We start from the raw sequence: 25766 nt of genomic DNA, 5'->3' as shown, positions 1-25766 counted from the left end.
AGCTAAGTGAGCGGAATATCGGCGCGTTAATTAAGGCCAGTGTGTTGGTTAGAACACGCCGGGCTTCGATGGTTTAACCAGCAAGACCGGGAAACGATTATTCCATCTATATAAACGAAAAATCCCCGCCAGATGTCGGTCTGAGCGGGGATTTTAATAAACGATTCATGCTATCGTCGTCAGCCCTGGTGGCTGGGTAGCCAATCTACCGTGGTCCACGCGAGCTACCGGCACCGCTTGAGTAGCTGCCGCCACCACCGCCTGACGACGAGTGGCTGGGAGCGCTGTAGCTAGGAGCACTTGGTGCACTGTAGCTAGGGGCGCTGTAGCTCCGGTTGTTGTTATACGACGGCTGTGAAGGCTGCGAGTAAGCGGGTTGCGACGGCTGCGAATAGCTGGGTTGCGAGTAGCTACCCCGGCTGCTGCCAGTACCGCTGCTGTAAGGCTGCGAGTACCCGCGGTTCGACGGCCGCTCGTAGTAGCTGTTGCCCGATGAGGTACGTCCGCCCGCCGGGCTCGACGGCGTGTAGCTGCCCGATGAGTTGCCGTAGGTACGTCCGCTGCTGTACGAACCGACGCCCCGGCTGCTGCCCCGGCCTGAGCCGTTGCTGTAGTAGGTGCCATCGCCCGTCGACGAATTGCTGTAGCCTGACGAGTAACTGTTGCGGCGGCCACCCCGGTCGCTGGGGGCGTTGCTGAAATCACCGTTGTACCGTGCCGATGACGAGCCAGCCCGCGGGCCGTAAGTACGGCTGTTGCGGTACGGATCGGCTCCGCTAACGTAGTAGTTGTTGTTGATCACCGTTGGGCGATAGTAGCCACCCCACGCATAGGGGTTGTAGCCATAGCCGCCGCCGAATCCATACGGGCTGTACCACGAATTGTAACCACCAAAGCCATAGGGGCTATAGAATGGATCGTAGAAGCCGCTGTAGGCGTATGGGCTGTAGCCATAACCGCCGCCAAAGCCGAACGGGCTATAGCCGCCACCCCAGCCCCACATAGAACCAACGCCTACGCCGAGGCTCAGGCCGTTCCAGAAGCCGGTGTTGTTCCAGCCCCAGCGGTTCCAGCTGTTGGCACCATAGAGGCCAGCGTTGTAGCCATTCACAAAGCCGCTGTTATAGCTGTTGTTGACGTCGTTCCAGCCCGGATCGGGTGAGATGCCGCGTTGAACGTTACGGGCGCTCAGTTCGGTGTAATATTCGTCGCGGTTGGCATCATAGCCAGCTTGCTGATCATCCGCGTAATCCGGGTTCAGGTTACTACCCCGCTGCTGCCGCCGGTCCAGCCGACTTGCCCGGCGCACGTCCTGTTCAGACGTTTTCCGGTCGTCGCCCGCAAAGACGGCCGCATTGCCCGAATTGCCGTAGAGGTCGTCAACCTCAGCCGCATTCTGAGCCGTTTGGCGGCTGGAGCTACAGGCTCCGGCACCCAGCAGCGCAACCATTGCGATGTAGTGCCATTTCATATTGCGTACCATGTGTTGTAGAAAGTTTTGCTAATCAGTGAGGGTTCAAGCGATGCGTACTGGTGGCGGTTGTCACTATAACCATGCAGAAGACTGATTGATTACAAAAATAGGATTAAAACCTATCTTTGCAACCCCTTCTGCCCATTAGACCCGGGCTTCTAACAAAGGTTTAATCTACTTATAAAAAAGGTCAAGGTTCAAGGTTCAAGGTTCAAGGTTACACCGCTGAAGTAATCGGCAAAGCAACATTGAACATTAAACAATGGACGTTGAACCTCGTTCGCATGGCTAAAGCAATTCCGTCGCGTGCCGAGGACTACTCGGAATGGTACAACGAATTAATTAAGAAAGCCGAACTAGCTGAGAATTCAGCCGTTCGGGGCTGTATGGTCATCAAACCCTACGGTTTTTCGATCTGGGAAAAAATGCAGCGCGCCCTCGACGATATGTTCAAGGAGACTGGCCACAGCAACGCTTATTTCCCGCTCTTTATTCCCAAATCGTACCTGAGCAAAGAGGCGTCGCACGTGGAAGGGTTTGCCAAGGAGTGCGCCGTGGTTACGCATTACCGCCTGAAAAATGCCGAAGACGGATCAGGCGTGATCGTCGACCCGGACGCCAAACTGGAAGAAGAACTGATTGTGCGCCCCACCTCGGAAACGGTGATCTGGAGCACGTACAAGAACTGGATTCAAAGCTATCGCGATTTGCCGCTGCTGATTAACCAATGGGCCAACGTGGTTCGGTGGGAGATGCGGACGCGGATTTTCCTGCGCACGGCGGAGTTTTTGTGGCAGGAAGGCCACACCGCCCACGCCACCGCGCAGGAGGCGCAGGACGAAACCCGGCAGATGCTCGACGTGTATGCCACCTTCGCCGAAGAGTGGATGGCTATGCCGGTGATTCGTGGTACCAAAACGCCCAATGAACGCTTTGCCGGTGCTGACGACACGCTGTGTATCGAAGCCATGATGCAGGACGGTAAAGCCTTGCAGGCAGGTACGTCGCACTTTCTGGGGCAGAACTTCGCTAAAGCATTCGACGTGCAGTTCCTGAACAAGCAAAATACGCACGAATACGTGTGGGGTACGTCGTGGGGCGTCTCGACGCGGTTGATGGGGGCGCTGATTATGGCGCACTCGGATGACGACGGGCTGGTGCTGCCGCCTAAGCTGGCGCCGATTCAGGTGGTGATTGTACCGATCTACCGCACCGATGAGCAACTCGACGCCATTTCGGCTAAAGTGAAGCCGCTCATGCAGGAACTCCGCAAGGCTGGTATTTCGGTGAAATACGACGATTCGGATGCCAATAAGCCTGGCTGGAAATTTGCCGAATATGAGCTGCGGGGCGTACCTGTGCGGCTGGCGATGGGTGCCCGCGATCTGGAAAACGGAACCGTCGAGATTGCCCGCCGCGACCTGAAAACCAAAGAGACTGTACCGTTCGACGGCCTGACCGCGCACATTCAGGCCTTGCTCGACAACATTCAGCAGACGATTTACCAGAAAGCGCTGGCTTTCCGCGAAGCCAACACCTTCCGGGTCGACACGTTCGACGAGTTTAAGGTGCAGATCGAGAAAGGCGGCTTCATTCTGGCGCACTGGGATGGCACCTCGGAAACTGAAGAGGCCATCAAAGAGCAAACCAAAGCCACGATCCGCTGTATCCCATTGGATGCACCCGACGAAGATGGCGCCTGCATTTTCTCGGGTAAGCCGTCGCGGAAGCGGGTTGTCTTTGCCCGAGCATATTAATGTAGAATGAATAATGGACAATGTATAATGGGCTGGCGCAAGGTTGTTAATGCGCCAGCCCATTATACATTGTCCATTATTCATTCTACATTATTCCTTTATCCCTTACCCCACCGACACATGACTATCCGCCCTGCTACCGTTGCCGATCTGACAACGCTCGTTACTGTTGCCCGTCAGGCCATTTATGAAGCGTTCAGTCCAGTAAAATATCCGGGTAATCCGGTCGAGGCTTTTCTGGATGAAGCCATCACGTTTCCCCATTATGCCGTAGCCATGAACGATAAGCGTACCACTTTCTGGCTGGCCGAAGAGGCGGGCGAGTTGGTTGGTTTTCTGAAGCTGCGCCACCATGCGCCGCCGCGCCGTATGGCTGAGCGCAATGCCCTCGAAATCGTGCAGATTTATCTGCTTGAACAGTGTATAGGCCGCGGTTGGGGGCGTCAGCTCATGACCTTCGCGATCGATTATGCCCGTAGTCAGGGGCACCGGGCTGTCTGGCTGGGTGTGTGGGAACACAACCTGCCCGCCCGTACTTTCTACGAAAAAATGGGCTTCACGCCCTTTGGCTGGCATGTCTTTCCTTTCGGTGGAGAAGATCAGCGCGATATCTGGATGCAGCGGACGATATAAAGACGAGTAGGCGGTTAAACGATCAAATCACTAACTTGTCTTATCAACATACTAATGAGCTGCGTTTCGTGAAACAACTGGTATCGATCTGCCGACTGGTCTGTCTGATGGGTGGCCTGCTGTTGGGGGCAGGTACGTTGGGATGGGCGCAGGAAAAAGCGGATACGACGCAACCGGCTCCCCCTAAAAAACCGCGTCGGTCGTCGGCCGATTCGCTGGCAACACCGTATGGAACGATGGTGGCCGACAGTGCCGAACGGGCCCGCGACAGTTTGATGTACACGCGGCTGAAAACGCGGATGTACAAGCGCAACCTGACGCGGCAACTTTACGATGCGCTCTTTCGCGATGTGTATAACAGCCGGCCGTCGGGTGAAGTCAACAAGATCGAGGTAAACCCGTTTCAGCCCTATGCCGGGCGGATTATCGGCAAAATTTACATTCAGCGGCTGGGAGTTTTCGGCAACAGCGTATACGATACTACCCGGCGCCCGATGAACTGGCTGGAGCGAACCGGTAACAACCTGCACGTCAATACCCGCGAAAACGTGATCCGGCGCTCGTACCTGCTTTTTCAGGAAGGTGACCCGGTGAATCCAACGCAGCTGCGCGACAACGAACGCCTGTTGCGAAATGTGGGGATCTTCCACGATGCCCGGATTCTGGTGCTGCCTCGGCTGGGTAGTCGGCAATTTGTCGATGTGTACGTCATCACGCAGGATGTCTGGTCGTTGCTGCCCGACGGTGGTTTTGGCGGATTCAATAATTTTCAGATCGCGCTCGAGCAACGCAACTTTCGCGGGTTAGGGCATCAGCTGCGCAACCGGATCGCCTACAACGGTACGTTTCCCGGCCAGAAAACCGAGTACGAAGGCCGCTATCTGATCCCGTATATCGGCAAAACCTTCCTGACCGGACAGGCCGACGTGGTGCTGTTGCGCTACCAGAAATTTCTGTCAGTCAAGGTGTTCCGGCCGTTTCTTAACCCTGATACCAAGTGGGCGGGGCAGGTCGAGTTGGGGCGCTACTGGCTCAACAACCGCATCATCACCCGGCAGGATAGTTTAGTGATGTTTCCGCTCAATTATTACTATTCTGATATCTGGCTGGGGCGGTCGTTTCCGTCGCCGTTTCGGGTACGTAACCCCGAAGACCGCGCCCGGATTGTGGTGGCGGGGCGCGTGACCACCTACGACTACACCCGCCGCCCCGAAGTGCGGGCCGATACCAATCAGCTCTACCAGAACCGGCGCACTACGCTCTTCAGCGTGGGGTATTCGCAACGCCGGTACGTGCGCGACGTGCTGATTTATGGCTTTGGCCGTACCGAAGACGTACCCTACGGAACGGTGGCCTCGCTGGTGAGTGGTTTTGAGCGGGCCGAACTCGGCGAGCGATCGTATCTGGGCATCAACTTCTCGCGCGGGCAATACATTCGCAAGGCGGGTTACCTGTATGGCCTGGCCAGTCTGGGTACGTATTACCGCAGCGGGCAGCGCGAACAAACCGTATTAGGGCTGGAAACCAACTATTTCAGTCCGCTGACGAAGCTGACGCTGGGGCAGATGCGTCATTTCCTGAATACCCGCCTGACACTCGGTGCCGACCGATTTACCAATGAGTATGTAAACCTGAACGGCAATAATGCCTTCGGGGCGGGTAACGATTTGCTGATCGGCACCAAGCGGCTGGTTGTGAATTACGAAAACCTGCTGTTTTCCCGGCTGAATGTGCTGGGGTTCCGGGTGGCCTTTATCACCTTCGCCAATTTTGGGTTGGTTAACTTCCCCGAGCAGTCGCTGCTGGCGGGACCGCTTTATCAGGGTTACGGCCTTGGGTTTCGGCTACGCAACGAGAACCTGACATTCAACAGTTTCCAGGTTCGGCTGGCCTATTACCCCAACCTGCCCAACACGCCGTCGGCTTTCCGCTTCGCGTTTGAAGGGGTGCCGGTGTTGCGCTTCCGCGACTTCGACATCAATTCCCCACAGATTACGCCTTACGAATAGGCTGAAAAAATTTCTGGACGCAGCGAACTAACTTTCCTTTACGCTTGTAATTAATGTACCAACATTATATTTGCATCGAAAAGAACAACGCTGCTACACCATGCGGATTGAAGACGAAATCAGACAAGCCACTTTTCGGTCGCCACTACATCGGGTCATTGTCAACCTTATGTTTACCAACAACTGGTTGGTTCATAGCCAGATGCGGTTGCTCAAACCTTTCGGGCTGACGCTCCCTCAGTACAATGTATTGCGCATCCTGCGGGGCCAACATCCCAATCCGGTGCGCATCAATGACATCACCGAGCGGATGCTCGACAAGATGTCAAACGCGTCGCGGCTCGTGGATAAACTCGTCGACAAAAAGCTGGTTGACCGCACCGAATGCCCCAGCGACCGCCGGGCCGTCGACGTGATCATCACCGATAAGGGGCTGGCGTTGCTTACAAAAATCGACGTGGCTCAACAGCAATGGGAACAGCAGTTCAATGCCTATGAGTGCACGCATGCCGACGAGCTGAACAGCCTGCTCGACACGTTCCGTGGCAGCACCGACGGCGACTAAAACGAATTCATTTTTTTACTTTACAATTAATACATGCTATGAAAAGCAACCTGATTCTGGCCGGCCTTGCTGCCGTTGCCCTCACCACAACTACCTCATTCAGCGGCCCCGGCAAAAACACCGTAAAAGCCGTTGCTCCTGCCAAAGCAGCTGCCTACAAAGTGGATGCTGCCAAAAGTGTGCTTACCTGGAACGGTAAGAAAGTAACCGGCGAACACAGCGGTAACGTGAAGCTGAAAGATGGTTCTTTCGTTGTCGATGGCAGCAAAGTGACTGGCGGTGAGTTTACGTTCGACATGAACAGCATCACCTGTACGGACCTGACCGACGCGGGCTACAACGCCAAATTTATCGGCCACATGAAGAGCGAAGACTTCTTCAACACGGCTAAATACCCCACGTCGACGTTCAAAATCACGAAAGTGACGCCCAAAGGCGGTGAGAACTACGACATCACCGGCAACATGACTATCAAAGGCATCACCAACGCGGTGACCTTCCCGGCTACGGTGAAAATGGCGGGTAACACGGTGACGGCTGAAGGCAAAGCGACCCTCGACCGCACGAAGTATGATATCCGTTACGGCTCGAAATCATTCTTCGAGAATATCGGCGACAAAGCCATCTATGACGACTTCACGGTTGGCATGAAGCTGGTAGCGAACAAGTAAGGAATGAAGATTGAACGCGGATGGAACGGATTTGCACAGATTAATGATCACGTTCGGTAAAATCCGTTTCAATCCGCCTCATCTTTTCATCCGCGTTCAATTTCAGGAAACCCCGTCGTTTGATACATTGTCAAACGGCGGGGTTTTTCGTTATGTATCTTGCAGCCTCTTCGCTTAGCTCATTTAGTTTATGAAGCCTGAAACCGTCGCGCTACTCTCAACGCATTATTACGACCGAAACGCCGGCGCTGTGGCCCCGCCGATTTACCTCTCGACTACGTTTGAACGTGACGCCGACGGGACGTTTAAACACGGTTACCTCTATGCCCGCAATGCCAACCCCAACCGCGATGCGCTAGAACGGAGCCTGACCGCGCTGGAAGGCGGGTTTGCGTCGGCGGCGTATGCCTCCGGGCAGGCGGCCACGCTCAACCTGTTTCTGGCGCTGGCCCCCGGTGATCATGTCGTTATCCCGACTGACGCCTACTACGGAACGCCCACCTTGCTGGAGGAACTGATGCACCCCTGGGGGTTGACGTATAGCCGCGTCGATATGACCGACCTCGATCAGGTACGTGCCGCCATGCACGACAACACGCGGGTGGTGTGGGTCGAAACGCCGTCGAATCCGCTGCTGCGCATTGTGGACATTCAGGCGATCGCCGACATCGCGCACGAGGGCGGGGCTATTTGCGTTTGCGACAACACCTGGGCGTCGCCGGTCTTGCAGCGGCCGCTTTTGTTGGGTTGCGACGTGGTCATGCACGCCACGACCAAATACCTCGGTGGCCACTCCGACGTGCTGGGTGGCGCGCTGGTGTTCAAAGAAGACGGGCCGCTTTACCAACGGGTACGTCGGTTGCAGTCGGTGGGTGGGGCCGTGCCCTCGCCGTTCGAGTGCTGGCTGGTGCTGCGCGGTATCAAAACCCTGACCGCCCGGGTACGTATGCAAACCGAGACGGCCGCCAAAGTAGCTGAGTTTCTGGCGACCCATGCCAACGTAGAGGTGGTACATTATCCCGGCCTGTCAAATCACCCCGGCCACGAGATTGCCAAAAAACAGATGAGTGGCTTTGGGGCCATGCTATCGATTCAGGTACGTGGTGGTGCCGAGGAGGCCATGCGTGTGGCGGCTAAAGTGCAGATTTTCACCCGCGCTACGAGCCTCGGCGGTGTCGAAAGCCTGATCGAGCACCGGGCCAGTGTAGAAGGGTCTAACAGCCTCACGCCACCCAACCTGCTCCGCCTCTCGATCGGTCTCGAACACGCCGACGATCTGATTTTTGATCTGAAACGGGCGCTGGAGTAGGAGGGGCGTGCAGCGTAGGGAAAGCCTTACCCTGTGCCTTACGCAATCAAAAAGCTCGGAATCACTTACTGGATACGACGACGGTGTAGGTCTTTCTGACTTGTCCATCGCCGCTGCTGCCCGCTTGTTTTTCCGAAAAGACCACGCGGGCTGTGCCCACTGTAACGCCTTTGATGAGAAAAACAGCTGGCCCCGTCGCGCTTGCCTGGGGACTACCAGTAGTGGCTATTGGCTGCTTGCGCGACACATCGACTACCTCCTGATTGTCGGACGTGGCGGTTAGTTGCCAGCTGGTGTCGGCGCGCGTTGTCATGGTTATTTCCTTGATATCGCCCACCTGTAGCCGGATTTTAGGACCAGTTGCCCCGTCGGTGCGGCCGGTTGTGCAGGCCATCGTCACGGCGAAGAGGCTGCCCAGCAACATGCACAGTTGAATCGGGCGAGATGAGCAGGGTCTCAGGCGACTGGCGGGGGCAACGGATTGGTTGTTCATAGCCCATCAACCCAATTTGTGCACCTACAGTTTTGCCAGTACCCCGGCCTGACCTATGGCTTGCGGGCGGCAATCAACCCGTAATCGAGTTGGGTGGGGATGGTATTGGGCAGGGGCGTCAGACCGGCCTGCGCAAACCAGCTTTGGTACTCGGCCCGGCTGTAGCAGCGGCCTTTGGTCGCCCAGAAGAGTTGCGCAGAATAATCGGTAGCCGCTAGGGGGCCATCGAGCGAATCGTTCAGGTACGTGTCGTGCACCCAGATTTCGCCACCGGGGCGTAGGGCCGCGGCAAACCGTTGCGCCAGTTGCTCGCAGGTTGGCGTTGGCCAGTCGTGGAACAGGCTGGCAGCCAGCAGCAAATCCGTCTGGGGCAGGTCATCGGTCAGCATATCGCCCGGCTGGAAGGTCACCCGATCCTTTACCGTATCGGCCCCCGGTCGGCCGCAGTCGGCAAACTGATTCAGCAATTCGGCGGCTACGGCCAGCACGGCCGGCCGGTCGAAAAGGGTCGCCGTTGCGTTGGGGTTGGCCAGGAGCCACTCATAGGTATAGAAGCCCGTGCCGCCAGCCACGTCGAGCAGATGCCCGTCATGGTTCGGGAGGTTGGCCGCCACAATGGGCGAAAGCAATTGAGCCCGACCCGCCAGCCCCAGCGTGAATTTGCGGGCTAGTTCGGCATCGTCCATCGGCGACGGACCATCCCCTTCTTTCACGAACGAAATACCCTGTGGCGCGTCTAGCGGGCCATCGTGTCGGAGTCGCTGTGCCATCTCTACGGCTCCCGGATCGTCTTGTTCAAGTCCCGTGTAACCGGTCAGGTTTGGCGTCTGGTGTTGCGTTACAAAACGTCCCAGATCAGTGATTTCCAGACGGCCATGTTCGTCATACCGAAGCAGCTTCATCGCACACAGTGCCGGGAAGAGTACCATCGCCGGGCGTTCGGCCAACCCCAGCCGGTCGCATAGTTCGGCCAGCGACAATGGCCCGCCGCTGAGCACTTCGAATACAGTCAGGTGATGAACGGCGGCCAGTAATAGCCGTGAGCCAAACATGGCGCGCAATTGACGGGTGATGGGAGCTGGGTCGGGCTGAAAAGGCGTCATAACGGGTACTAATCGATCAGGATTGAGTCGTAAAGATAACGGGTCAGGGCCCGACCCGACCGGCGTGAGTAGCTTAGTTCACCGGGTTTCTTACTACTCAGCCACTTGCCAATTCCGAAACCGTATGACACCTGCCCGCTACCTCTTTTTCATCTGTTTATTGCTCTCGTTCTCCGGCTTTGCCCAGTCCGTAACTGTCATCACCGAATCGGCCAGCCGGTTTCTGGGTACGTTAACGGTGGAAGAACGGCAAAAAACACAGTACGCCTTCACAGATTCGCTCCGGTTCAAATGGACGAACCTGCCCGTTGGCCTGGTGCCCCGACCCGGTATTGCCTACGGGTCGCTGTCCGACAACAGCCGGCTGGCTTTTCATCGGGTACTGTCGGCGATGCTGAGTTCGCAGGGGTACCTGAAAACCACCAGCCTCATGCACCTCGACGATATCCTGAATACCCTTTACCAACAGGCGTTCGACAGCGGTAAAATTGACCAGCGCATGCTGACGATGATGCAAAATATGAAATGGGCGCACGGCAACTATTTCATCTCGATCTGGGGGAAACCGCAACCGGGTGAGGCGTGGGGGCTCAATTTCGGGGGGCATCACCTGGCTCTCAGCCTTACGTCCAATGGCCGGGCTATCTCGATGTCGCCCTACTTCATTGGCACCGATCCGTCCGAAGTGAAATCGGGGAAGTATGCGGGTTTGCGGGTGCTGAGCAAGGAGGAAGACTACGGTTTTCTGCTGATTAACGCCCTCACCGACGCGCAAAAAGCAGTGGCTATGCTCAAACAGGACGTACCCAAAGACATCATCACGTCGCCGCAGGGCAGCCAGCGAATTACCAGTTATTACGGCATCGCCGCCAGCCAGTTTACCGCCGATCAGAAGGACATTCTGACCCTACTGATTCAGGAATACACGCATAATTTCGAGCACCAGAAGGCGCATCAACTGTTCGACAAGATCATGAAGTCGGGTCTTGATAAGGTGTATTTTGCCTGGGTAGGCAGCCTCGAAAACAACAAGCCGCACTACTACATTATCAACGGCCCCGACTTCCTGATCGAATACGATAACGTTGGTTTTCAAAATGATGGCAACCATATCCACGCCATCCTCCGCGAAAAAGGTAATGATTTCGGTGATGACCTCCTGAAGCGCCACTACCTCGAAACCAAACACTAACCCTTCCCCGCCTGACGAAGAAAACCGATTGGGGGCGCTTTACAGGCCTACCAACTCGGCACTCAGGTCCCAGAGGCGTTTGGCGTAGAAATTATTCTGGGCGTCTTTGGTCGGGGTTTTCGGCTTGCTATCGTCGAAATACAGGCCCGTAACGTGCTCGACCTGGGGCGAGGCGGCCAGAAAAATAGAGGTAGCGGCTCCCTGTTCCGGGGTTTTCAGGAATGGCCGCGCCAGACTGAGAATCGCCCCGAATACAGCCCCCGAATCGGCCGCGAAATTGGTGCTGACGGTTCCGGGATGTAAGCTGTTCGAGGTGATCCCGTCGTCCATCAGTCGGTCGGCCAGTTCTTTGGCGAACAGAATATTGCACAGTTTCGATTTGCCATAGGCCTTCATCGCGCCATAAGCGGCTGGCCGGGCCAGTTCATCCAGCCGGAACCTACCGGCGAACCGATGCGCCTCCGACGATACCGTCACCACGCGGGCATCCTGGCCTTTGCGCAGCAGATCGAGCAGCAGGTTGGTGAGCAGAAACGCGCCGAGGTGATTGGTGGCAAACGTTAGTTCGTAGCCGTCGGGCGAGTATTGCTCGTTGGCGATGTATAAACCGGCGTTGTTGACCAGCACATCGATATGGTCGTAGCGTTCCTGAAGTTGGGCCGCTGCTGCCCGCACCGAGGCCATGCTGGCTATGTCGCACTGGATCAGGTCGATGGTCACGGTCGGGTTTGCCGCCTGAATGGCCTGCTGAACGGGCCGGGCTTTGTCGAGATTACGGCAAAGCATAACAATGTCGAAGCCTTTCCGGGCCAACTCCTGTGCCGTGATTTTACCAATTCCCGAATTGGCACCGGTGATTACGCAAAGGCGATTCGTGTTCATAAAAGCAGGTTGTTTGCTGATGTATGGGGGGTAAACTATCTGCCTAACCTTGTGGTTTCACAGGAAGACCCGTTGGGCATCGGATCGCGGCCTTGTCTACACCATCGGGGCCGCTAATCGCCTAAGAAACAACACTGATCCATGAAAATTGCTATTCTTTCAGGCTCACCACGCGCCAACAGTAATACACTCCGTTTTTCAAAATTCATCCAGAACGTTTTACAGGAAAGTGGCGAGCACGAGGTGTCGCTGATCGACTTCGCTCATTACGATTTACCGCTTGTTGGGTCGGCCTGGCTTAGCCCCGACAACCTAACGCCCTTCCAGCAGGAACTCGTTGCGGCCTGGCGAGACGCTGACCTGATCTTTCTGACTTCGCCCGAGTACAACTGGACGGCCACCCCTCAGATCGTTAACACATTCCATCTGCTGGGTACGCCCGCCTTCAAGCAGTTGTTTGATGGAAAAGTCTTCGCTACGGTGGGTACGTCCAACGGGCGGGGTGGGCGCCAGCCGGCACTCGATATGATGACGGTTGTGAACAAGGTGATCAGCTTCACCAACAGCTACTCAATTGTGTCGCCGAAGCTCTACGAATCGCACGAGACGGACAAGAACCTCGATGCTGACGGGCAGTTTATCGGTAACGAGGTCTATGACCGTACCGCCCGCGCCTTTGTCCACTACACGCTGGCCGTTGCCCAACGCTGGCAAACGCCCGTGGAAGCGTAAATAGCGTTCAATGTCCAACGTCCCATGTTCAAGGTTGGCTGATGCGTCTTACTCGGGCGTCAGCCAACCTTGAACATGGGACGTTGGACATTGAACGTTATTTACTTTTCCCTCCGCTGGCGACCCAGGCGCTGGCCCGCGAGATACCTGACAGTATGGCGAGCAACGTTGACATCACGAAGGTGAAAACAGCGATGAACGGATAGGCCAGAATAAACAATACGTTGAACGTCTTGAAGCCGACCGACGCCCGCATTTTCTCGTCGCGCTCTCTATGCCGACGGGCTACTCGTTCTTCTTTCGTTTCCATAAGTTGTTAGTCAGTTGCCTTCGGCGTCATTGGTGATCATTGATAGTCATTCGTCGCTTTTTACAAGGAATGACTATCAATGATCACCAATGACGCCGAAGGCAACTGACTATTTTGTATAACTCACTTCGGCCCGAAAACGCTGGCCATTTGGCGAAAGTTTCTCAAAGGCCCGGTTCGAGAGGCGGATCAGCACCTGATCGTTGAGGCCCGTGTCGGGGAGTTTACCCACCACTTTTACGTATAGGCTCTGGTTGCTGATGTCGTTACGTACCTGCACCAACGTACCCACCGGAGCCGACCGGTGCAGCGCCAGAAACTTGCTCGACTGGCTATCGCCCTCGATTACATCAGCAAAACCAACCTCCGACTGGATGTGTACCGATCCTTTGGCTTTGGTGGTGGCGGCTACGGGTTCATTGTCTGAGCTGGGTTCCGTGGTCTTGGGAGTGGCGGGCCGGGTTTCGGCAACGGGCTCAGCGCGACGAGTCGGCTGGGTACGTTCCTCGGGCTCGGCGGCTGTACTGCGCTCGGCTGTTTCAGTCGTTGTCGGCTTAGGCTTTTGTTTAGGCTTACTGCCGGGGGCCAACGGAGGGTCGGGCGTAATCAGGGGCTTGGTGTCGAGCGGGGCGAGCTCCGGCGTTTTCGTTTTGGTGGAAGGCGCATACAACTCGGCCGACTCCGCCTTGCGTGGTGCGGGCTTTGTTGAAGCACCTGATTTTGCCTGATACGCTTTCGCACTGACAATCAGCGTCTGGCCAATCCGGATGCCATCAGCCCCGAGGTTGTTCCACTGCCGCAGGTCGGCCATCGAAACACCATAGCGAGCGGCCAGGCTGTAGAGAGTCTGGCCTGATTCGACTACGTGGGTGCCGTTGCCCGAGTTCGCGTCTGGGCGCGGGCTGGGTTTGGGCGGAGTCGGTTGCGCCGTTACGTCGGCGGCGATGGTCCGCTCGGTTTCGGTGGTCAGGCGGGCTTTGTCTTTGGCGTCTTTCCGGGCGGCTTTGTCGGCCTCGCGCTGCTCTTTTTTCGTCGGGACCGATTCGCTCATCGGTACATGAAGCAACTGATCGTAGCGAACACTACCGGTGCCGATGTCGGGGTTCGCCTCGCGAATGGCCTCGACGCTGGTGTGATAACGGCGAGCAACGGCAAAGAGCGTTTGCCCCTGATCGACGCGGTGCAGCACAAACCGGCGACCCTCACGCCGCTCGACACCGATGGAATCGAAGGGAGAGGTTGTGCCGCGAATATAGTCGGTGGATGGCGCTGCGTCCGCTAGCTGACTGACAATCAGTAGCGTCGGCACAGCAAGCAGCCAACGACTGGTTAGGGGTATGTTCATATACAAGTAAGACAACGTTTTCGACTGGTAGGTTTCGGTAAGTCGACCGGGCCGAAATTTTCGCAAAACCGGGCATATTTGCAAGAAAACGCCTTCATGGAGATTCTTGGTATAATTCCGGCGCGCTACGGGTCGACCCGTTTCCCCGGAAAAGCGCTTGTCGATATTCACGGAAAAAGCATGATCCGGCGGGTGGTGGAACAGGCCCGGCAGGCCGCTTCGCTGACCGACGTGGTGGTGGCGACCGACGATGAGCGTATCCGCGAGCATGTGGCGGCGTTTGGCGTGACCGTAGTGATGACGAGCCCGCACCACCAAAGCGGCACCGACCGTTGCCAGGAGGTGGTGGCGCAGCTAGGTGGCGCGTATCAATACGTGGTGAACATCCAGGGCGACGAGCCGTTCATCCAGCCCGAACAGATCGACCGGCTCGCGGCGGTCCTCGACGGCACGACCGAACTGGCCACGCTCATCAAGCGCATCACCGACCCCGCAGTGCTGCTCAATCCCAATTCGCCTAAGGTAGTGATTAGCGCCGGAGGCATTGCCGAAGCCGCGGCCGAAGCACTGTACTTCAGCCGACAGCCGATCCCGTATCAGCGCGATCGCCCGCAGGCCGAGTGGCTTCAGCACCATACTTATTTCAAACACATCGGTCTGTACGCTTACCGCACCGACGTACTGACGCAGATCACCCAACTGCCGCCTTCGGCGCTCGAACGGGCCGAGGCGCTAGAACAGCTTCGCTGGCTCGAAAACGGCTTCCGCATCCGCGTGGTCGAAACCGAACTGGAAACCGTGGGCATCGACACGCCGGAAGATTTGGCCCGTGTAATGCCCGGCTCCAGCCGGGTCGTATAAAAGCAGGAAAACAGATACATTAGCCATCGCTACCTGCTGCACCGACTTCCAGTTCCGCCTTCGGTTCCTGATTGTAAAAAGCTTGCTTCTCTCTAACCTGCTCGACAATTATGTTAACCGTAGGCGTTACATCCGGCGGTATTCGGAGCTGGAAGTTCTCATCTGCCTGATCGCTCAGAATCTTAACAGCATAGTAGAGCGGCGTGTATGCTTCCTGCAGATCTACCCCAATTTTTTCATCCTCAAAAAAAGAATGTACCAACTGAGTCTGCTCCAGCCACAAAAGAAATTCAAGAAAAGCACCACTTACACCACTGTTCAGATGAGTAAGAAACCATTTGGCTCTCTTGTCAATATCAACAAACAAATCGTTCCATAGTTCGATCACGAGTTGTAGTGACTGCCCCTTAAGGTCGTCTGTTTCTTGTTGCGTATAGTGCTGAATTAGGATAAGAGCTTTTTGCTTCTTTGCGTTTTTCATAAAACACGACAAGGCTAGGTTAAACAAGGCCTTTACGTCTCCTTTGTCAATAGCTCGTAAATAGAAAGCTTCGGCTTTCGCGGCATCTCCCTGATCGTCATATAACAAAGCCAGGTTGTTCAAAGCTTCCACAAAGCCTTTGTCAATGGCCCGCAAGTAAAAGATTTCGGCTTTTTGTGTCTTCCCTTGCGTTTTATACAGCAAGGCTAGGTTGTGCAAAGCATTTACGTCTCCTTTGTCAATGGCCTGCAAGTAAAGGGCTTCGGCTTCCACGGTCTCTCCTTGATTGGCGTACAATGAGGCCAGGTTATTCAATGCATTTACTTCTCCTTTGTCAATGGCTCGCAAATAGAAGGTTTCAGCTTTGTCAGCCTCTCTCTGGTCGGCATACAACAAAGCCAGGTTAAACAAGGCCTTTACGTCTCCTTTGTCAATAGCTCGTAAATAGAAAGCTTCGGCTTTTGCGGCATCTCCCTGATCGTCGTACAAGGAGGCTAGGTTGTGCAAGGCCTTCACTTCTCCTTTGTCAATGGCCCTCAAATAGAATGTCTCGGCCTTTTTCATTTCGCCCAACTCGCTATGCAGATAGCCTTTTATAAAAAACTTTACCCCGTCTTCCTCATTCTCAACACTACCTACTACGTGTAATGCCTCTTCGAACTTGCCTTGATCGATTAGTTGGACTATGCGGTTGCTAATCTCATTGTAGCTTTCGGGCAGGTCTCCTATGCGTGGGTCACAGCCTGGGAGTTGGTGCGTAAGTGTCAGGATATAGTCGCGTTGTGCCGTTGTGACGTACCTCGATTGGCTGAACGCTTTGCTCAATACCACCGCCTGATCATACCCCATGCCTGCCTGACTCAGCTTTGAGATATGGTCGTTGGTAAGCGCCTTGATCTGGGCGGCATCATACCAGGTTTCCAGAAAGATGGTGAGATAGCGAGCCCTGCGTTTTTGATGCGGGTTACCCTGCGTCATGATCAGCCACATGTTGAAAAAACGCTCCGATAGCCGATAGAGGTGGTTTTTGGTCTTAGTCTTCAGCGTCTCCACCAGCCCCAGTTCGGTCAGTTGCTTTAAAAAGGAAGAAATTAATTTGCCTTCCATACGGCACACGTCCACCAACTGCCGGGTCGAACAGGCTTCCCACAGAAAAGCCATTTCCAGCACTATTTTGCGCTGTGGTGGTGTCAGGTTGTTGAGGCGTTCCTGATAGAGCGGCGAGGCCAGGTCCATAGTCTGCCGGATGTGGTCGAAGCCGGTGAGTGCTGAGTTCTGCAAAAAGACACGGATAAAAAACTGTAAGGTTCGGGGCAGTCCGTCGGTCAGAATCCTGAGCGCTTCAATACGGCCCCGGTTACGGAGCGCGTAGTCGTGCAGTTGAGGTAAATCCAGTGCTGCTGCCCATTGGTTGAGCAGGAGGTGAATGTCTTCGAAGCTCAGTGCTTCCAGCCGTTGAACTCTGAAAAATTCGTAGAAAGGCTGATCGTACTGCCAGAAATGCTCACTCATGCGGGTACTGCCGCCGATGAGTTGCACATCCTGGTAATTGAGCAGAAACTCACGGAGCAGATGCCCGTCGTCACCAACGTTTTCCAGAATGCGATCAATATTGTCCAGCAATAGCACGGCTCGTTTGCCACGTTCAGCCAGTAGCCTGTGAATTTCAGTATAGAGATAGCGTGTATAGTCCTGCTCAGAGGCGAAGCTGGAAAAAGGGGACAGCGATAAGCTACGATCACACCGACGGCTGATTTCCTGCAACGTTTCATACCACAAGTCAGACAGCCGATAAATGCCCGCCTGCTCTTCGGCCAGATTAATGGCCAGATAGCGTTGACTTAATTGAGAATCTTCGTCAATCTCAATCTGAATACGGCGCAATAGCGTGGACTTACCGCTCCCTCGTCGGCCCAACAGCAGTTCGTGTTGCACCGGATCGTTCGCTTTCTTCTGGCGGATATCGCTCATAATCAGCGCAAATTCTGCGGTACGTACCACAAAATTCGCCTTCACCGAACGGCCATCGTTGTTGGCGTTCTGGTAGAGCCTTAACTGATTGACAAAGTCACTGCTGATCGTTGAGTTGTTAGTTTCCATCGTAAACAGGATTATTTCGTTTCCAGTACGCCTGCAAAAACGGCGATAAAAAGACGTAGTTACCGGCGTGCTCGGTGATGTATCCGTCGCGTTCGAGCCCATCGACAATCTCGATATAGTCGCGGGTTTGCTGGTGTTTGACTGCCAGATCGTAGAGTTGGCGGGGCGTAATTTCTTGCTTATGGGCTATGTAAATCAATACCTCGTTCATGAAATCAGCTTCTGTCGAGAAATAGTCGAACAGACGTTTTTTCCAGTCAACAAAGTGGCTGTTGTCTTTTACGATTCTGTCGAATGCACTGTCGATTTGCCCATTCGTGAGGATTGGGTTGTTGCTTTTCCTGGCGATTCGATTGAGTTCATCCAGCAGCAGATTAATAAAGTAAGGTATTCCGTAACCGCCCATTTTAGCTTTCAGCAGACCGCGCTGCTCGTCGGTATATTGCACCGTAGCTCTGGTTACAGCCCACCGGATGTACTCATCCACCTCCTGATCGGTCAGCGAATCGACGGGAACGCGGGCCAACTGATTAATGTCGGCCAACCGACCGCTGATTCGCTTCACGACGTGATCAATGCCCACTGACCCCGCTAGCACCATCGAAAAGTGATTTTTCAATCGCTGGTCTTGTTCCCACACACGTATGTTGCTGATAATACTCAACGCCTTGTCTCCGTTGCCAGCCTTGTATAGTGTGTGAAGTAGTTCGGGCAGTTCGTCCAGCAGCAGCACCACATGTACGTCATTATCGCGGAGTTTGGGAAGCATGTCGTTGAGTTCCGTCAAATAGTCAGGCACTTTGCGCTCCGCAAACTCAATCCCTTCAAGGGTAATCGACTTGATATTGAGGCCTTTCAGGAAAGATCCGACACGAGTGTTGGTTCTGGCGAATCGACTCAAGCAGTGAACGATCAGCGTGTAGAGTGTTTTGTAGAAGTCCTGCTCGGTTTTTAATCCCTCGATATTTTTGTAAACACATTCGATACCTTCGGGGCTATAAGCCATCATGTTTTCCATGATTGACGATTTGCCCACTCGACGAGGGGCCGCTAGTAGTACGTAGCACCCTCTTAGTAATTGATCCCAGATCTCTGCCTCTTTACCTTCCCTACCGAAATAGTAATCACCAGTAGCTTTCGTGCCAATGATCACCTTGGGATTGATCCAGCTCATATTGACAATATTTTTGTTGTTAAATCTTGTTCGCAACAAATTTATTGTCAAAAAATTTTAACAACAAAAGCATTGTTAGAAAATAATTGGCAAAATTCGCTCGAGAAACGTAAGTAACCATGCTCACTCGCATTGCCCCAACGCCCTCTGGTTACCTGCATTTGGGTAACGCCGTCAACTTTGTGTTGACGTGGCTGGCGGCGCGGCAGCGGGGCGGCCAGGTGTTATTGCGCATCGACGACCTCGACGCCGACCGGAAACGGCCCGAATATGTGGCCGACGTTTTCTATACGCTCGACTGGTTAGGACTCGACTACGACCTCGGCCCCAGCGGCCCCGATGACTTTGAGGCCAACTGGTCGCAGCGGCACCGGCTGGCGCGCTACGAGGCGACGCTGGATCGGCTGGTGGCGGCGGGCGCTGTCTATGCCTGTGGCTGGTCGCGGAAGCAGTTGGCCGAGTTGGGCGACACGTACCCAGCTGCGATACGTACCCAGAACCTACCCCTCGACGCCCCCGACGTGGCCTGGCGGTTTCGGGCCGACGATGGTAGTGATTTTGTGGTGCGCCGCCGCGACGGATTGCCCGCTTACCAGATTGCCTCGCTCACCGACGACATTGATTTTGGCGTAACGCACCTAGTACGCGGGCAGGACCTGTACGACTCGACCCGAATGCAACGCGAACTGGCCGAACGGCTAAAGCTGGGTACGTCCTCACCGGACAAATCCATCACGGATCCAGGTACGTTCCTGAGGGCGCAGGTCTGGCACCATCCGTTGCTGCTGGATGCATCAGGGCACAAACTGGCGAAATCGGCGGGGAGTGGTGCGGCGGGGCCAACGTCGATCAGGGCGATGCGGCTGGCGGGCGAAGGACCCGCAAGGGTGTTTGAGCAGGTAGGTACGTTGCTACGTGGATCGCAAGGGATTTTACTCGAATCAGCCCAATCATTAGCTGATTTGCTGGCTATCAACGCGATATCCGACGCACTTTTCAGCGCTGTACAGACTGTTAAATAGTATTAAAATCGAACGCCCTGAACAGAAGGAGGCGTTAGGTGTTTAAACAAGCATGGTTTGACGTGCTGAATCAGCTGCCTGTCTCCGGTCCATTCAATGACGGCTGACTGGTAGCAAGAGCCGTCAGACCCCGAACGCCAACTGTTTATTCCTTCCATGCAGAACTACACGATTCTCTGGGCTGATGACGAAATCGATCTGTTAAAGCCCCATATACTTTTCCTGAAAAACAAAGGATATACCGTTACGCCCGTCAATTCGGGAGCCGATGCGCTCGATCAGGTCGAACAGGCTCAGTTTGATCTGGTACTCCTCGATGAGATGATGCCCGGCATGACCGGCCTCGAAACGCTCGCCCAGATTAAGCAGATGCGGCCTAACCTGCCGGTGGTGATGATCACCAAAAGCGAAGAAGAGCACATTATGGAAGAGGCGATCGGGTCGAAAATTGCCGATTACCTTATCAAGCCCATCAATCCCAGTCAGTTGCTGCTGTCGCTGAAGAAAAACCTCGACAACAAACGGCTGGTAACGGAGCGCACCAACATTGGGTATCAGCAGGATTTCCGGAATCTGGCCATGCAGTTCAATGACCGGATGGATCATGCCGAATGGGCCGACGTGTATAAGAAGCTGATCTACTGGGAACTGGAACTGGATAGCGCCCAGGATAACAGTATGTCGGAGGTGCTGAACATGCAGAAAACCGAGGCCAACGCCAACTTCTGCAAGTTCATCATGGAGAACTACGAAGACTGGCTCAACGATCCGAAGATTGACAAGCCGCTGATGTCGAACAACCTGATGCGGAAGAAGGTATTTCCGCTGCTGTCGTCGTCGGAGGCTCCGCTTTTCTTCGTGCTGATCGATAACCTGCGCTACGATCAGTGGAAAGTAATCGAGCCGATCATCGCTGACTTTTACACGGTACAGGAAGAATCGTCGTACTACTCGATTCTGCCCACGACAACAAGCTTTGCCCGAAACTCGATTTTCTCGGGGCTGATGCCGAGTGAGATGGAGCGTCAGCACCCCGACATCTGGGTAAACGACGACAATGAGGAAGCTGGACTCAACAACCACGAAGACGAATTTCTGAAGCGACAGCTCGACAAAGCGCGGCTGAACGTGAAGATGTCGTACAACAAGATTCTGAATATCAACCAGGGTAAATCGCTGGTCGATAACGTCAATAACCTGATGCAGAATCAGTTGAACGTAGTCGTGTACAACTTCGTGGACATGCTGAGCCACGCCCGTACCGACATGGCGATGATCAAGGAACTGGCCCCGGATGAGTCGGGTTACCGTAGCCTGACGCGCTCGTGGTTTCTGCACTCGCCGTTGTTTGAACTCCTGAAGAAAATCGCCGATAAAGGCGGTCGCCTGATTATCACCACTGACCACGGTATGATTCGGGTACAGAAGCCGGCCAAGATTGTGGGCTACCGCGAAACCAACACGAATCTGCGTTACAAGCAGGGTAAAAACCTCGGTTTCGACGACGCCCACCTGTTTGTGGCCCGGAAGCCGGAGCGGTTCTTCCTGCCTAAGCCCAACGTCTCGACGGCCTACGTATTCACGACGGAGTATTACTTCTTCGCGTATCCGAACAACTACAACTACTACGTCAACTATTACCGCGACACGTTCCAGCACGGGGGGGTCTCGCTCGAAGAGATCATTATTCCCTTCGCTTACCTGACGCCAAAACGGTAGAGCTATACCTTCAAAACGGTGCGCCCGACTTTCGCTTCTACTGAAAGTCGGGCGCACCGTTTTGAAGGAAATCAGATAGCCTTATTGACAATCAGATCTATTGGGCCGGGTTTTCGACGTGCATATCGGTAATGTTCCAACAGGTTGTCGTGGCGGTGTCTTCGCACTCGAAGAGGGCAAACTCGTTGAGGCCGGGAGTCAGACGCTCGAAGTAGAGAATGAACCGGGCCTTGTCGGCAGCCTGGACATCAAGGTGCTCGGGCGTTTGCGGGATGCCTTCTGCTTTGACAAACGCAAAGGTAGACTTGCCATCGCGGCTTACCAGCTTCGCTTTCGGGTCGATCGAGATCTGGGTTGACCCACCGGCGTTTTGGCCCACACCATGATCAAACAGCATATACAGCACCGTGTATTGATTGGTCAGCCGGATGTCGGTGACGCGAAGTTGGATGTCGTTGCTGTGGCCCAGCCCGCCGATGGGGTCGGGCAGAATGCGCCGGTTCAATTCTTCCAGCGGCGACGCCTTCACGTAATACTCCGACGGGTCGGTGGGCGTATGGCCCTTCATGGGGCGGTTCGAGACGCAGGCCACGCAGCCTAGTAGCAGACCTATGGATAAAAAGAACCGGTTCATGGCACAGCAGACAAATTGAGTTGTTACACTAATATACGCCAAATCGGAATTTTGTTCGTTTTTCGCGTAATCAACCTCAACATATACCTATGCATTTTGCCCAATTGATACTGGTTGCCGCCCTTTTTATAGGCGCCGTTTCCTGCAAAAAAGACAACGGAGTTGTTACGCTCGAAAGCCGCACCGAATTGCTGGCTGCCAACAACTGGCGACTCGACCGTATCAACGATGCCAACGGCGGCAACATCGCCCTGAACCGGCTGGGTGTGCAGGCACTGGCGCTCAATTACGCCGATATTCAGTTTACGACGAACAACGTGGCGCGGGCCATCGACCGTAGCAGCAAACAGATCATTAATGGTGGTACGTGGTATCTGGTCGAAGACAATGCCTCGCTCGACGTGAACGTAACGGGTTTCAAAGGGGTCTTCCCCATCATTGCGTTGAGCCGTACCCGCTTTGCGATTCGGCAGACCACCAAAGTCGATGGTGTCGACACGCCCGTTAACCTGGAGTTTGTACCCGCAATCTAGACAGTATGCAGTGAACAGTATGCAGTTAGCTTAGGCAATGGACACTGCATACTGTTCACTGTATACTGATTTCTTATGCCTGCTAATATCAAAGACCTTTTCACGGTGATGCCACAGACCGGCCGGGTGGAGTGGATTGGGGTGCGTCCGGCGCGGAACGTACCTGTAACGGCCGTTTCGTCGGTACGTGTCGACACGAGTGGCGGTCTGGCGGGCGATCATTACAGCGGGCAGAGCGGCAAGCGCGACGTGACGCTGATTCAGGCCGAGCACCTGCCGGTGATCGCGTCGTTTCTGACGGGTGGACAGCCAGGTACGTTGCCGATCGACCCGGCGCTGTTGCGCCGTAATCTGGTGGTGTCGGGTATCAACCTACTCGCGCTGAAAGGGCAGCAGTTTTGCCTCGGCGACGAGGTTATACTGGAATACACGGGCGAATGTTACCCCTGTTCGAAGATGGAAACGGCTCTCGGCGAAGGCGGTTACAATGCCCTGCGTGGCCACGGTGGCATCACCGCCCGCGTGTTACAAGGCGGCACCGTGCAAGTGGGTGATGGGGTGACATTGATAAAGGTAGTTTGACGTTTGGCGTTTGAAGTTTAATGTTGATTGGCGCAAGCGAGAACGCGTCAGCCAACGTCAAACCTTAAACGCCAAACGTCAAACTCATTTTATCACCTCGGCTTGGTCAGCCGTTCCCAGGTCATTTCGGTGAAATCGGTGATGACATCGTTGGTCAGTTCGGCGAGCTCGTCAACGCGGTGGGTCGTAGCGACACCGACCACCTTGGCGCCTGAGGTACGACCTGCCCGGATACCCGTCATCGAATCTTCGAACACGATCGACTCTTCGGGTGAAACGCCCAGCATCGTCATGGCTTTCAGGTAAATTTCGGGGTCGGGTTTGGGGCGCGTGACCAGCTTTTCGTGCAACAGTTCGTCGAAAAAGGGGCGGAGTTGCAGCGTATCGATCACGAAATCAAGGTTTTCGACCGGGGCCGATGTTGCCACCGCGGTTTTGATGCCGTGCGCTTTCAGCATAGCCAGAAAGTCGGGTATACCGGGAACGGGCTTGATGTCGGGGGCGTAGATTTCGCGAAAAAGGGCTTCTTTTTCGTAACCCAGCCGGTCGACGTCGTCCAGCGGCAGCTCTTGCCCCGGAAACAGGTGCCCCACGATTTGCCGGTTGTGTTTGCCCGAAATGAACTCGACAAACTCATCGTTCGAGAGCGTGCGGCCGTGTTGCTCGTAGTATTTCCGCCAGGCGATTTCGTGGTGGGGGTTGGTATCGGCGATAACGCCGTCCATGTCGAAGATGACTGCTTTTAGCATGAAGGAAAGGTTCGCGTTTTTCGGTTTGCCGCTTCGTCGTCTACGTCGGTCAAACGTGAATACGTTTATGACCTCGTTGACTGGAACGGATGGAAAAACTCAACTCTAAAACAAATTAACGATTCGGCTCAGACCCGACGAAATGAGTAGCGAGGCGGCGACGAAAACAAGCCCCCAGGGGAGCCCGAAGGCGTCGGCTACGAACCCGATAATGGGCGGACCAGCCAGAAAACCAATAAAACTAAACGTGGCAAAGGTAGCCAGGCCAGCGGCAGGGGCAATGCCTGGCACGCGCAGGGCGGCCCCGTAAAGAATGGGGGCCCCCAGCGAACAACCCGCGCCCAGCAGCGCAAAGCCAACCAGCGCCACGGGTGGGTAGGGGAACAGCACGGCCAGCAGCAGACCCACAGCCCCGATGATACCACCAATGAATAACCAGCGTCGGCCACCGATATGCGGGATAATCACGTCGCCGGTGAAGCGGCCAAGGGTCATGGTCAGCGAGAAGGCACCAAAGCCCAGCGCCGCCACCTGGCTGCTCGCACCGAGGGTTTCGCGCAGGTAAACGGCACTCCAGTCAAAGGCAACGCCTTCGCCCATGGCCAACGCCAGCCCAATCAGAATCATCAGAAACAGGTCGATGTTGGGCCGCACAAACGAAGACGCTTTTTCGGGGACATTCAACGGAATGCGTTGTAGCGTAGGACGAACCAGGAACGTCAAAATCAATATCAGCAGCGCCATCAGGGCCACATGGACGCCCGGTGGTATGTGCTGCGCGATGGCGAGTCCGGCAACGCCCGAGCCAACCATGCCACCTACGCTCCACATCCCGTGGCACGACGACATAATAGAGATGCCGTGCGCTTTCTCAACGTCGGTGGCGAGGGTATTCATGCCCACGTTAATGAGAGCAGCGCTCAGACCAACGCCATACAGCCCACCCACCAGCACCAAAACATTGGGGGCATTGACCGGAATGCACATGAACAGGCAGAGAAAGACAGCGGCCCAGAAACAGGCCTGCACCGGGCCCAGACGGCCAATGAGCCAGCCCGTAAGCGGGTTCATGGTGATCAGGCCAGCCGGCATCGCGAAGAGTGTCATCCCCAACTGGGCGTCGTCGAGTTGCAAGCTCGCTTTCACGTGAGGGATGTGCGATACCCAACTGCCAAACAACACACTGTCCGACGCAAATACCAACCCAACAGCCCGCGCCTGCGCGTTGCCGAAAAAGGTGGCTACATTACGGACAAACGGGTTTTGTGATCGTGAAACGGTTGTATTCATGCTAACAAAGGTAGGGAGGATGCTGGGTACGTTACTGCTACCCGATTTACGCTTTCTAATGCTGGATTAATCGATTTATGTACGAAAGTGCGCTTTTCGCCGGTTTTCGTGTTAACTAGGCAATAGTAACTACAGATTATATTTTT

The 25766-nt window shown here is 55.0% G+C and carries 24 protein-coding genes; 13 read left to right on the top strand and 11 right to left on the bottom strand.

Annotated features, from left to right (window positions below; all coding sequences use genetic code 11):
* Positions 1-205: 205 nt before the first annotated feature.
* Positions 206-1483 (bottom strand): hypothetical protein, encoded by a 1278-nt coding sequence (locus tag ACAW74_RS19155; protein ID WP_370699830.1) that lies wholly within the window; start codon positions 1481-1483, stop codon positions 206-208.
* A gap of 275 nt (positions 1484-1758) precedes the next feature.
* Between ACAW74_RS19155 and proS the strand changes: the two genes are divergently transcribed.
* The 6 genes from proS to ACAW74_RS19125 all read left to right on the top strand — a co-directional run bounded on the left by proS (position 1759) and on the right by ACAW74_RS19125 (position 8418).
* Entirely contained in the window at positions 1759-3231 is a 1473-nt protein-coding gene (proS, locus tag ACAW74_RS19150; protein WP_370699829.1) for a proline--tRNA ligase, read from the top strand.
* 120 nt (positions 3232-3351) lie between these two features.
* Positions 3352-3864, top strand: coding sequence for a GNAT family N-acetyltransferase (locus tag ACAW74_RS19145; RefSeq protein ID WP_370699828.1), 513 nt, complete (start codon positions 3352-3354; stop codon positions 3862-3864).
* Positions 3865-3932: 68 nt separating this feature from the next.
* Complete coding sequence (locus ACAW74_RS19140; RefSeq protein ID WP_370699827.1) at positions 3933-5873, top strand: hypothetical protein; 1941 nt, start codon at positions 3933-3935, stop codon at positions 5871-5873.
* 100 nt (positions 5874-5973) lie between these two features.
* Positions 5974-6438 carry a MarR family winged helix-turn-helix transcriptional regulator gene (locus tag ACAW74_RS19135; RefSeq protein ID WP_370699903.1) on the top strand — a complete coding sequence of 155 codons (465 nt, stop codon included), beginning with the start codon at positions 5974-5976 and terminating at the stop codon, positions 6436-6438.
* Between the two features lie 38 nt (positions 6439-6476).
* A complete protein-coding gene (locus tag ACAW74_RS19130) occupies positions 6477-7109 on the top strand; it encodes a YceI family protein (protein ID WP_370699826.1) in 633 nt (210 codons plus the stop codon).
* A 190-nt stretch (positions 7110-7299) separates the two neighbouring features.
* Positions 7300-8418, top strand: coding sequence for a trans-sulfuration enzyme family protein (locus ACAW74_RS19125; RefSeq protein ID WP_370699825.1), 1119 nt, complete (start codon positions 7300-7302; stop codon positions 8416-8418).
* Between the two features lie 61 nt (positions 8419-8479).
* Here the strand turns inward: ACAW74_RS19125 and ACAW74_RS19120 are convergent, their stop codons facing one another.
* A complete protein-coding gene (locus ACAW74_RS19120; protein WP_370699824.1) occupies positions 8480-8911 on the bottom strand; it encodes a hypothetical protein in 432 nt (143 codons plus the stop codon).
* Positions 8912-8964: 53 nt separating this feature from the next.
* The gene (locus tag ACAW74_RS19115; protein WP_370699823.1) at positions 8965-10014 is read right to left on the bottom strand and encodes a methyltransferase; all 1050 of its coding nucleotides are present in this window, start codon (positions 10012-10014) and stop codon (positions 8965-8967) included.
* Between the two features lie 124 nt (positions 10015-10138).
* Here ACAW74_RS19115 and ACAW74_RS19110 point away from each other — a divergent pair, with 124 nt between their 5' ends.
* A complete protein-coding gene (locus ACAW74_RS19110) occupies positions 10139-11206 on the top strand; it encodes a DUF3500 domain-containing protein (protein ID WP_370699822.1) in 1068 nt (355 codons plus the stop codon).
* 39 nt (positions 11207-11245) lie between these two features.
* Here the strand turns inward: ACAW74_RS19110 and ACAW74_RS19105 are convergent, their stop codons facing one another.
* Positions 11246-12088, bottom strand: coding sequence for an SDR family oxidoreductase (locus tag ACAW74_RS19105; RefSeq protein ID WP_370699821.1), 843 nt, complete (start codon positions 12086-12088; stop codon positions 11246-11248).
* 141 nt (positions 12089-12229) lie between these two features.
* Between ACAW74_RS19105 and ACAW74_RS19100 the strand changes: the two genes are divergently transcribed.
* Positions 12230-12820 (top strand): NAD(P)H-dependent oxidoreductase, encoded by a 591-nt coding sequence (locus ACAW74_RS19100; RefSeq protein WP_370699820.1) that lies wholly within the window; start codon positions 12230-12232, stop codon positions 12818-12820.
* 97 nt (positions 12821-12917) lie between these two features.
* Here the strand turns inward: ACAW74_RS19100 and ACAW74_RS19095 are convergent, their stop codons facing one another.
* Positions 12918-13130: a hypothetical protein gene (locus ACAW74_RS19095; protein WP_370699819.1), complete on the bottom strand. Its 213-nt coding sequence runs from the start codon at positions 13128-13130 to the stop codon at positions 12918-12920.
* Positions 13131-13239: 109 nt separating this feature from the next.
* Positions 13240-14475 (bottom strand): LysM peptidoglycan-binding domain-containing protein, encoded by a 1236-nt coding sequence (locus ACAW74_RS19090; RefSeq protein ID WP_370699818.1) that lies wholly within the window; start codon positions 14473-14475, stop codon positions 13240-13242.
* 96 nt (positions 14476-14571) lie between these two features.
* On the opposite strand from ACAW74_RS19090, the gene kdsB reads away from it, so the two are divergent.
* Complete coding sequence (gene kdsB, locus ACAW74_RS19085; RefSeq protein ID WP_370699817.1) at positions 14572-15336, top strand: 3-deoxy-manno-octulosonate cytidylyltransferase; 765 nt, start codon at positions 14572-14574, stop codon at positions 15334-15336.
* Between the two features lie 19 nt (positions 15337-15355).
* Here kdsB and ACAW74_RS19080 read toward each other — a convergent pair whose 3' ends face one another.
* Positions 15356-17917 (bottom strand): tetratricopeptide repeat protein, encoded by a 2562-nt coding sequence (locus ACAW74_RS19080; RefSeq protein WP_370699816.1) that lies wholly within the window; start codon positions 17915-17917, stop codon positions 15356-15358.
* On the bottom strand, positions 17907-19091 hold the full coding sequence (locus tag ACAW74_RS19075; protein ID WP_370699815.1) for a hypothetical protein: 1185 nt from the start codon (positions 19089-19091) through the stop codon (positions 17907-17909). The genes ACAW74_RS19080 and ACAW74_RS19075 overlap by 11 nt, the downstream gene beginning before the upstream one ends.
* 119 nt (positions 19092-19210) lie before the next feature.
* On the opposite strand from ACAW74_RS19075, the gene ACAW74_RS19070 reads away from it, so the two are divergent.
* Both ACAW74_RS19070 and porX read left to right on the top strand, forming a co-directional pair.
* Positions 19211-20113, top strand: a complete 903-nt coding sequence (locus ACAW74_RS19070; RefSeq protein WP_370699814.1) for a glutamate--tRNA ligase family protein — start codon at positions 19211-19213, stop codon at positions 20111-20113.
* 156 nt (positions 20114-20269) lie between these two features.
* The gene (gene porX, locus ACAW74_RS19065) at positions 20270-21832 is read left to right on the top strand and encodes a T9SS response regulator signal transducer PorX (protein WP_370699813.1); all 1563 of its coding nucleotides are present in this window, start codon (positions 20270-20272) and stop codon (positions 21830-21832) included.
* A gap of 97 nt (positions 21833-21929) precedes the next feature.
* On the opposite strand, the gene ACAW74_RS19060 is transcribed toward porX, so the two are convergent.
* Positions 21930-22466, bottom strand: a complete 537-nt coding sequence (locus ACAW74_RS19060; RefSeq protein ID WP_370699812.1) for a hypothetical protein — start codon at positions 22464-22466, stop codon at positions 21930-21932.
* An 89-nt stretch (positions 22467-22555) separates the two neighbouring features.
* Between ACAW74_RS19060 and ACAW74_RS19055 the strand changes: the two genes are divergently transcribed.
* Both ACAW74_RS19055 and ACAW74_RS19050 read left to right on the top strand, forming a co-directional pair.
* Entirely contained in the window at positions 22556-22999 is a 444-nt protein-coding gene (locus ACAW74_RS19055) for a hypothetical protein (protein WP_370699811.1), read from the top strand.
* A 75-nt stretch (positions 23000-23074) separates the two neighbouring features.
* A complete protein-coding gene (locus ACAW74_RS19050; RefSeq protein WP_370699810.1) occupies positions 23075-23581 on the top strand; it encodes an MOSC domain-containing protein in 507 nt (168 codons plus the stop codon).
* Positions 23582-23673: 92 nt separating this feature from the next.
* On the opposite strand, the gene ACAW74_RS19045 is transcribed toward ACAW74_RS19050, so the two are convergent.
* Together ACAW74_RS19045 and ACAW74_RS19040 are read right to left on the bottom strand one after the other, a co-directional pair.
* Complete coding sequence (locus ACAW74_RS19045; protein WP_370699809.1) at positions 23674-24330, bottom strand: HAD family hydrolase; 657 nt, start codon at positions 24328-24330, stop codon at positions 23674-23676.
* A 105-nt stretch (positions 24331-24435) separates the two neighbouring features.
* Complete coding sequence (locus tag ACAW74_RS19040; protein ID WP_370699808.1) at positions 24436-25620, bottom strand: MFS transporter; 1185 nt, start codon at positions 25618-25620, stop codon at positions 24436-24438.
* Positions 25621-25766 lie beyond the last annotated feature (146 nt).

It is taken from the genome of Fibrella musci (genome assembly GCF_041321105.1).
GTDB lineage: Bacteria > Bacteroidota > Bacteroidia > Cytophagales > Spirosomataceae > Fibrella > Fibrella musci.
This window is presented reverse-complemented; position numbering and strand designations above follow the sequence as displayed.

Bases quoted from the DNA above. Each gene is read 5' to 3' on its own strand.
- porX (WP_370699813.1), top strand. From the start codon at position 20,270: ATGCAGAACTACACGATTCTCTGGGCTGATGACGAAATCGATCTGTTA.
- ACAW74_RS19110 (WP_370699822.1), top strand. From the start codon at position 10,139: ATGACACCTGCCCGCTACCTCTTTTTCATCTGTTTATTGCTCTCGTTC.
- ACAW74_RS19080 (WP_370699816.1), bottom strand. From the start codon at position 17,917: ATGGAAACTAACAACTCAACGATCAGCAGTGACTTTGTCAATCAGTTA.
- ACAW74_RS19125 (WP_370699825.1), top strand. From the start codon at position 7,300: ATGAAGCCTGAAACCGTCGCGCTACTCTCAACGCATTATTACGACCGA.
- ACAW74_RS19155 (WP_370699830.1), bottom strand. From the start codon at position 1,483: ATGGTACGCAATATGAAATGGCACTACATCGCAATGGTTGCGCTGCTG.
- ACAW74_RS19130 (WP_370699826.1), top strand. From the start codon at position 6,477: ATGAAAAGCAACCTGATTCTGGCCGGCCTTGCTGCCGTTGCCCTCACC.
- ACAW74_RS19075 (WP_370699815.1), bottom strand. From the start codon at position 19,091: ATGAGCTGGATCAATCCCAAGGTGATCATTGGCACGAAAGCTACTGGT.
- proS (WP_370699829.1), top strand. From the start codon at position 1,759: ATGGCTAAAGCAATTCCGTCGCGTGCCGAGGACTACTCGGAATGGTAC.
- ACAW74_RS19145 (WP_370699828.1), top strand. From the start codon at position 3,352: ATGACTATCCGCCCTGCTACCGTTGCCGATCTGACAACGCTCGTTACT.
- ACAW74_RS19060 (WP_370699812.1), bottom strand. From the start codon at position 22,466: ATGAACCGGTTCTTTTTATCCATAGGTCTGCTACTAGGCTGCGTGGCC.
- ACAW74_RS19105 (WP_370699821.1), bottom strand. From the start codon at position 12,088: ATGAACACGAATCGCCTTTGCGTAATCACCGGTGCCAATTCGGGAATT.
- ACAW74_RS19135 (WP_370699903.1), top strand. From the start codon at position 5,974: ATGCGGATTGAAGACGAAATCAGACAAGCCACTTTTCGGTCGCCACTA.
- ACAW74_RS19050 (WP_370699810.1), top strand. From the start codon at position 23,075: ATGCCTGCTAATATCAAAGACCTTTTCACGGTGATGCCACAGACCGGC.
- ACAW74_RS19120 (WP_370699824.1), bottom strand. From the start codon at position 8,911: ATGAACAACCAATCCGTTGCCCCCGCCAGTCGCCTGAGACCCTGCTCA.
- ACAW74_RS19045 (WP_370699809.1), bottom strand. From the start codon at position 24,330: ATGCTAAAAGCAGTCATCTTCGACATGGACGGCGTTATCGCCGATACC.
- ACAW74_RS19100 (WP_370699820.1), top strand. From the start codon at position 12,230: ATGAAAATTGCTATTCTTTCAGGCTCACCACGCGCCAACAGTAATACA.
- ACAW74_RS19070 (WP_370699814.1), top strand. From the start codon at position 19,211: ATGCTCACTCGCATTGCCCCAACGCCCTCTGGTTACCTGCATTTGGGT.
- ACAW74_RS19095 (WP_370699819.1), bottom strand. From the start codon at position 13,130: ATGGAAACGAAAGAAGAACGAGTAGCCCGTCGGCATAGAGAGCGCGAC.
- ACAW74_RS19055 (WP_370699811.1), top strand. From the start codon at position 22,556: ATGCATTTTGCCCAATTGATACTGGTTGCCGCCCTTTTTATAGGCGCC.
- ACAW74_RS19115 (WP_370699823.1), bottom strand. From the start codon at position 10,014: ATGACGCCTTTTCAGCCCGACCCAGCTCCCATCACCCGTCAATTGCGC.
- ACAW74_RS19090 (WP_370699818.1), bottom strand. From the start codon at position 14,475: ATGAACATACCCCTAACCAGTCGTTGGCTGCTTGCTGTGCCGACGCTA.
- kdsB (WP_370699817.1), top strand. From the start codon at position 14,572: ATGGAGATTCTTGGTATAATTCCGGCGCGCTACGGGTCGACCCGTTTC.
- ACAW74_RS19040 (WP_370699808.1), bottom strand. From the start codon at position 25,620: ATGAATACAACCGTTTCACGATCACAAAACCCGTTTGTCCGTAATGTA.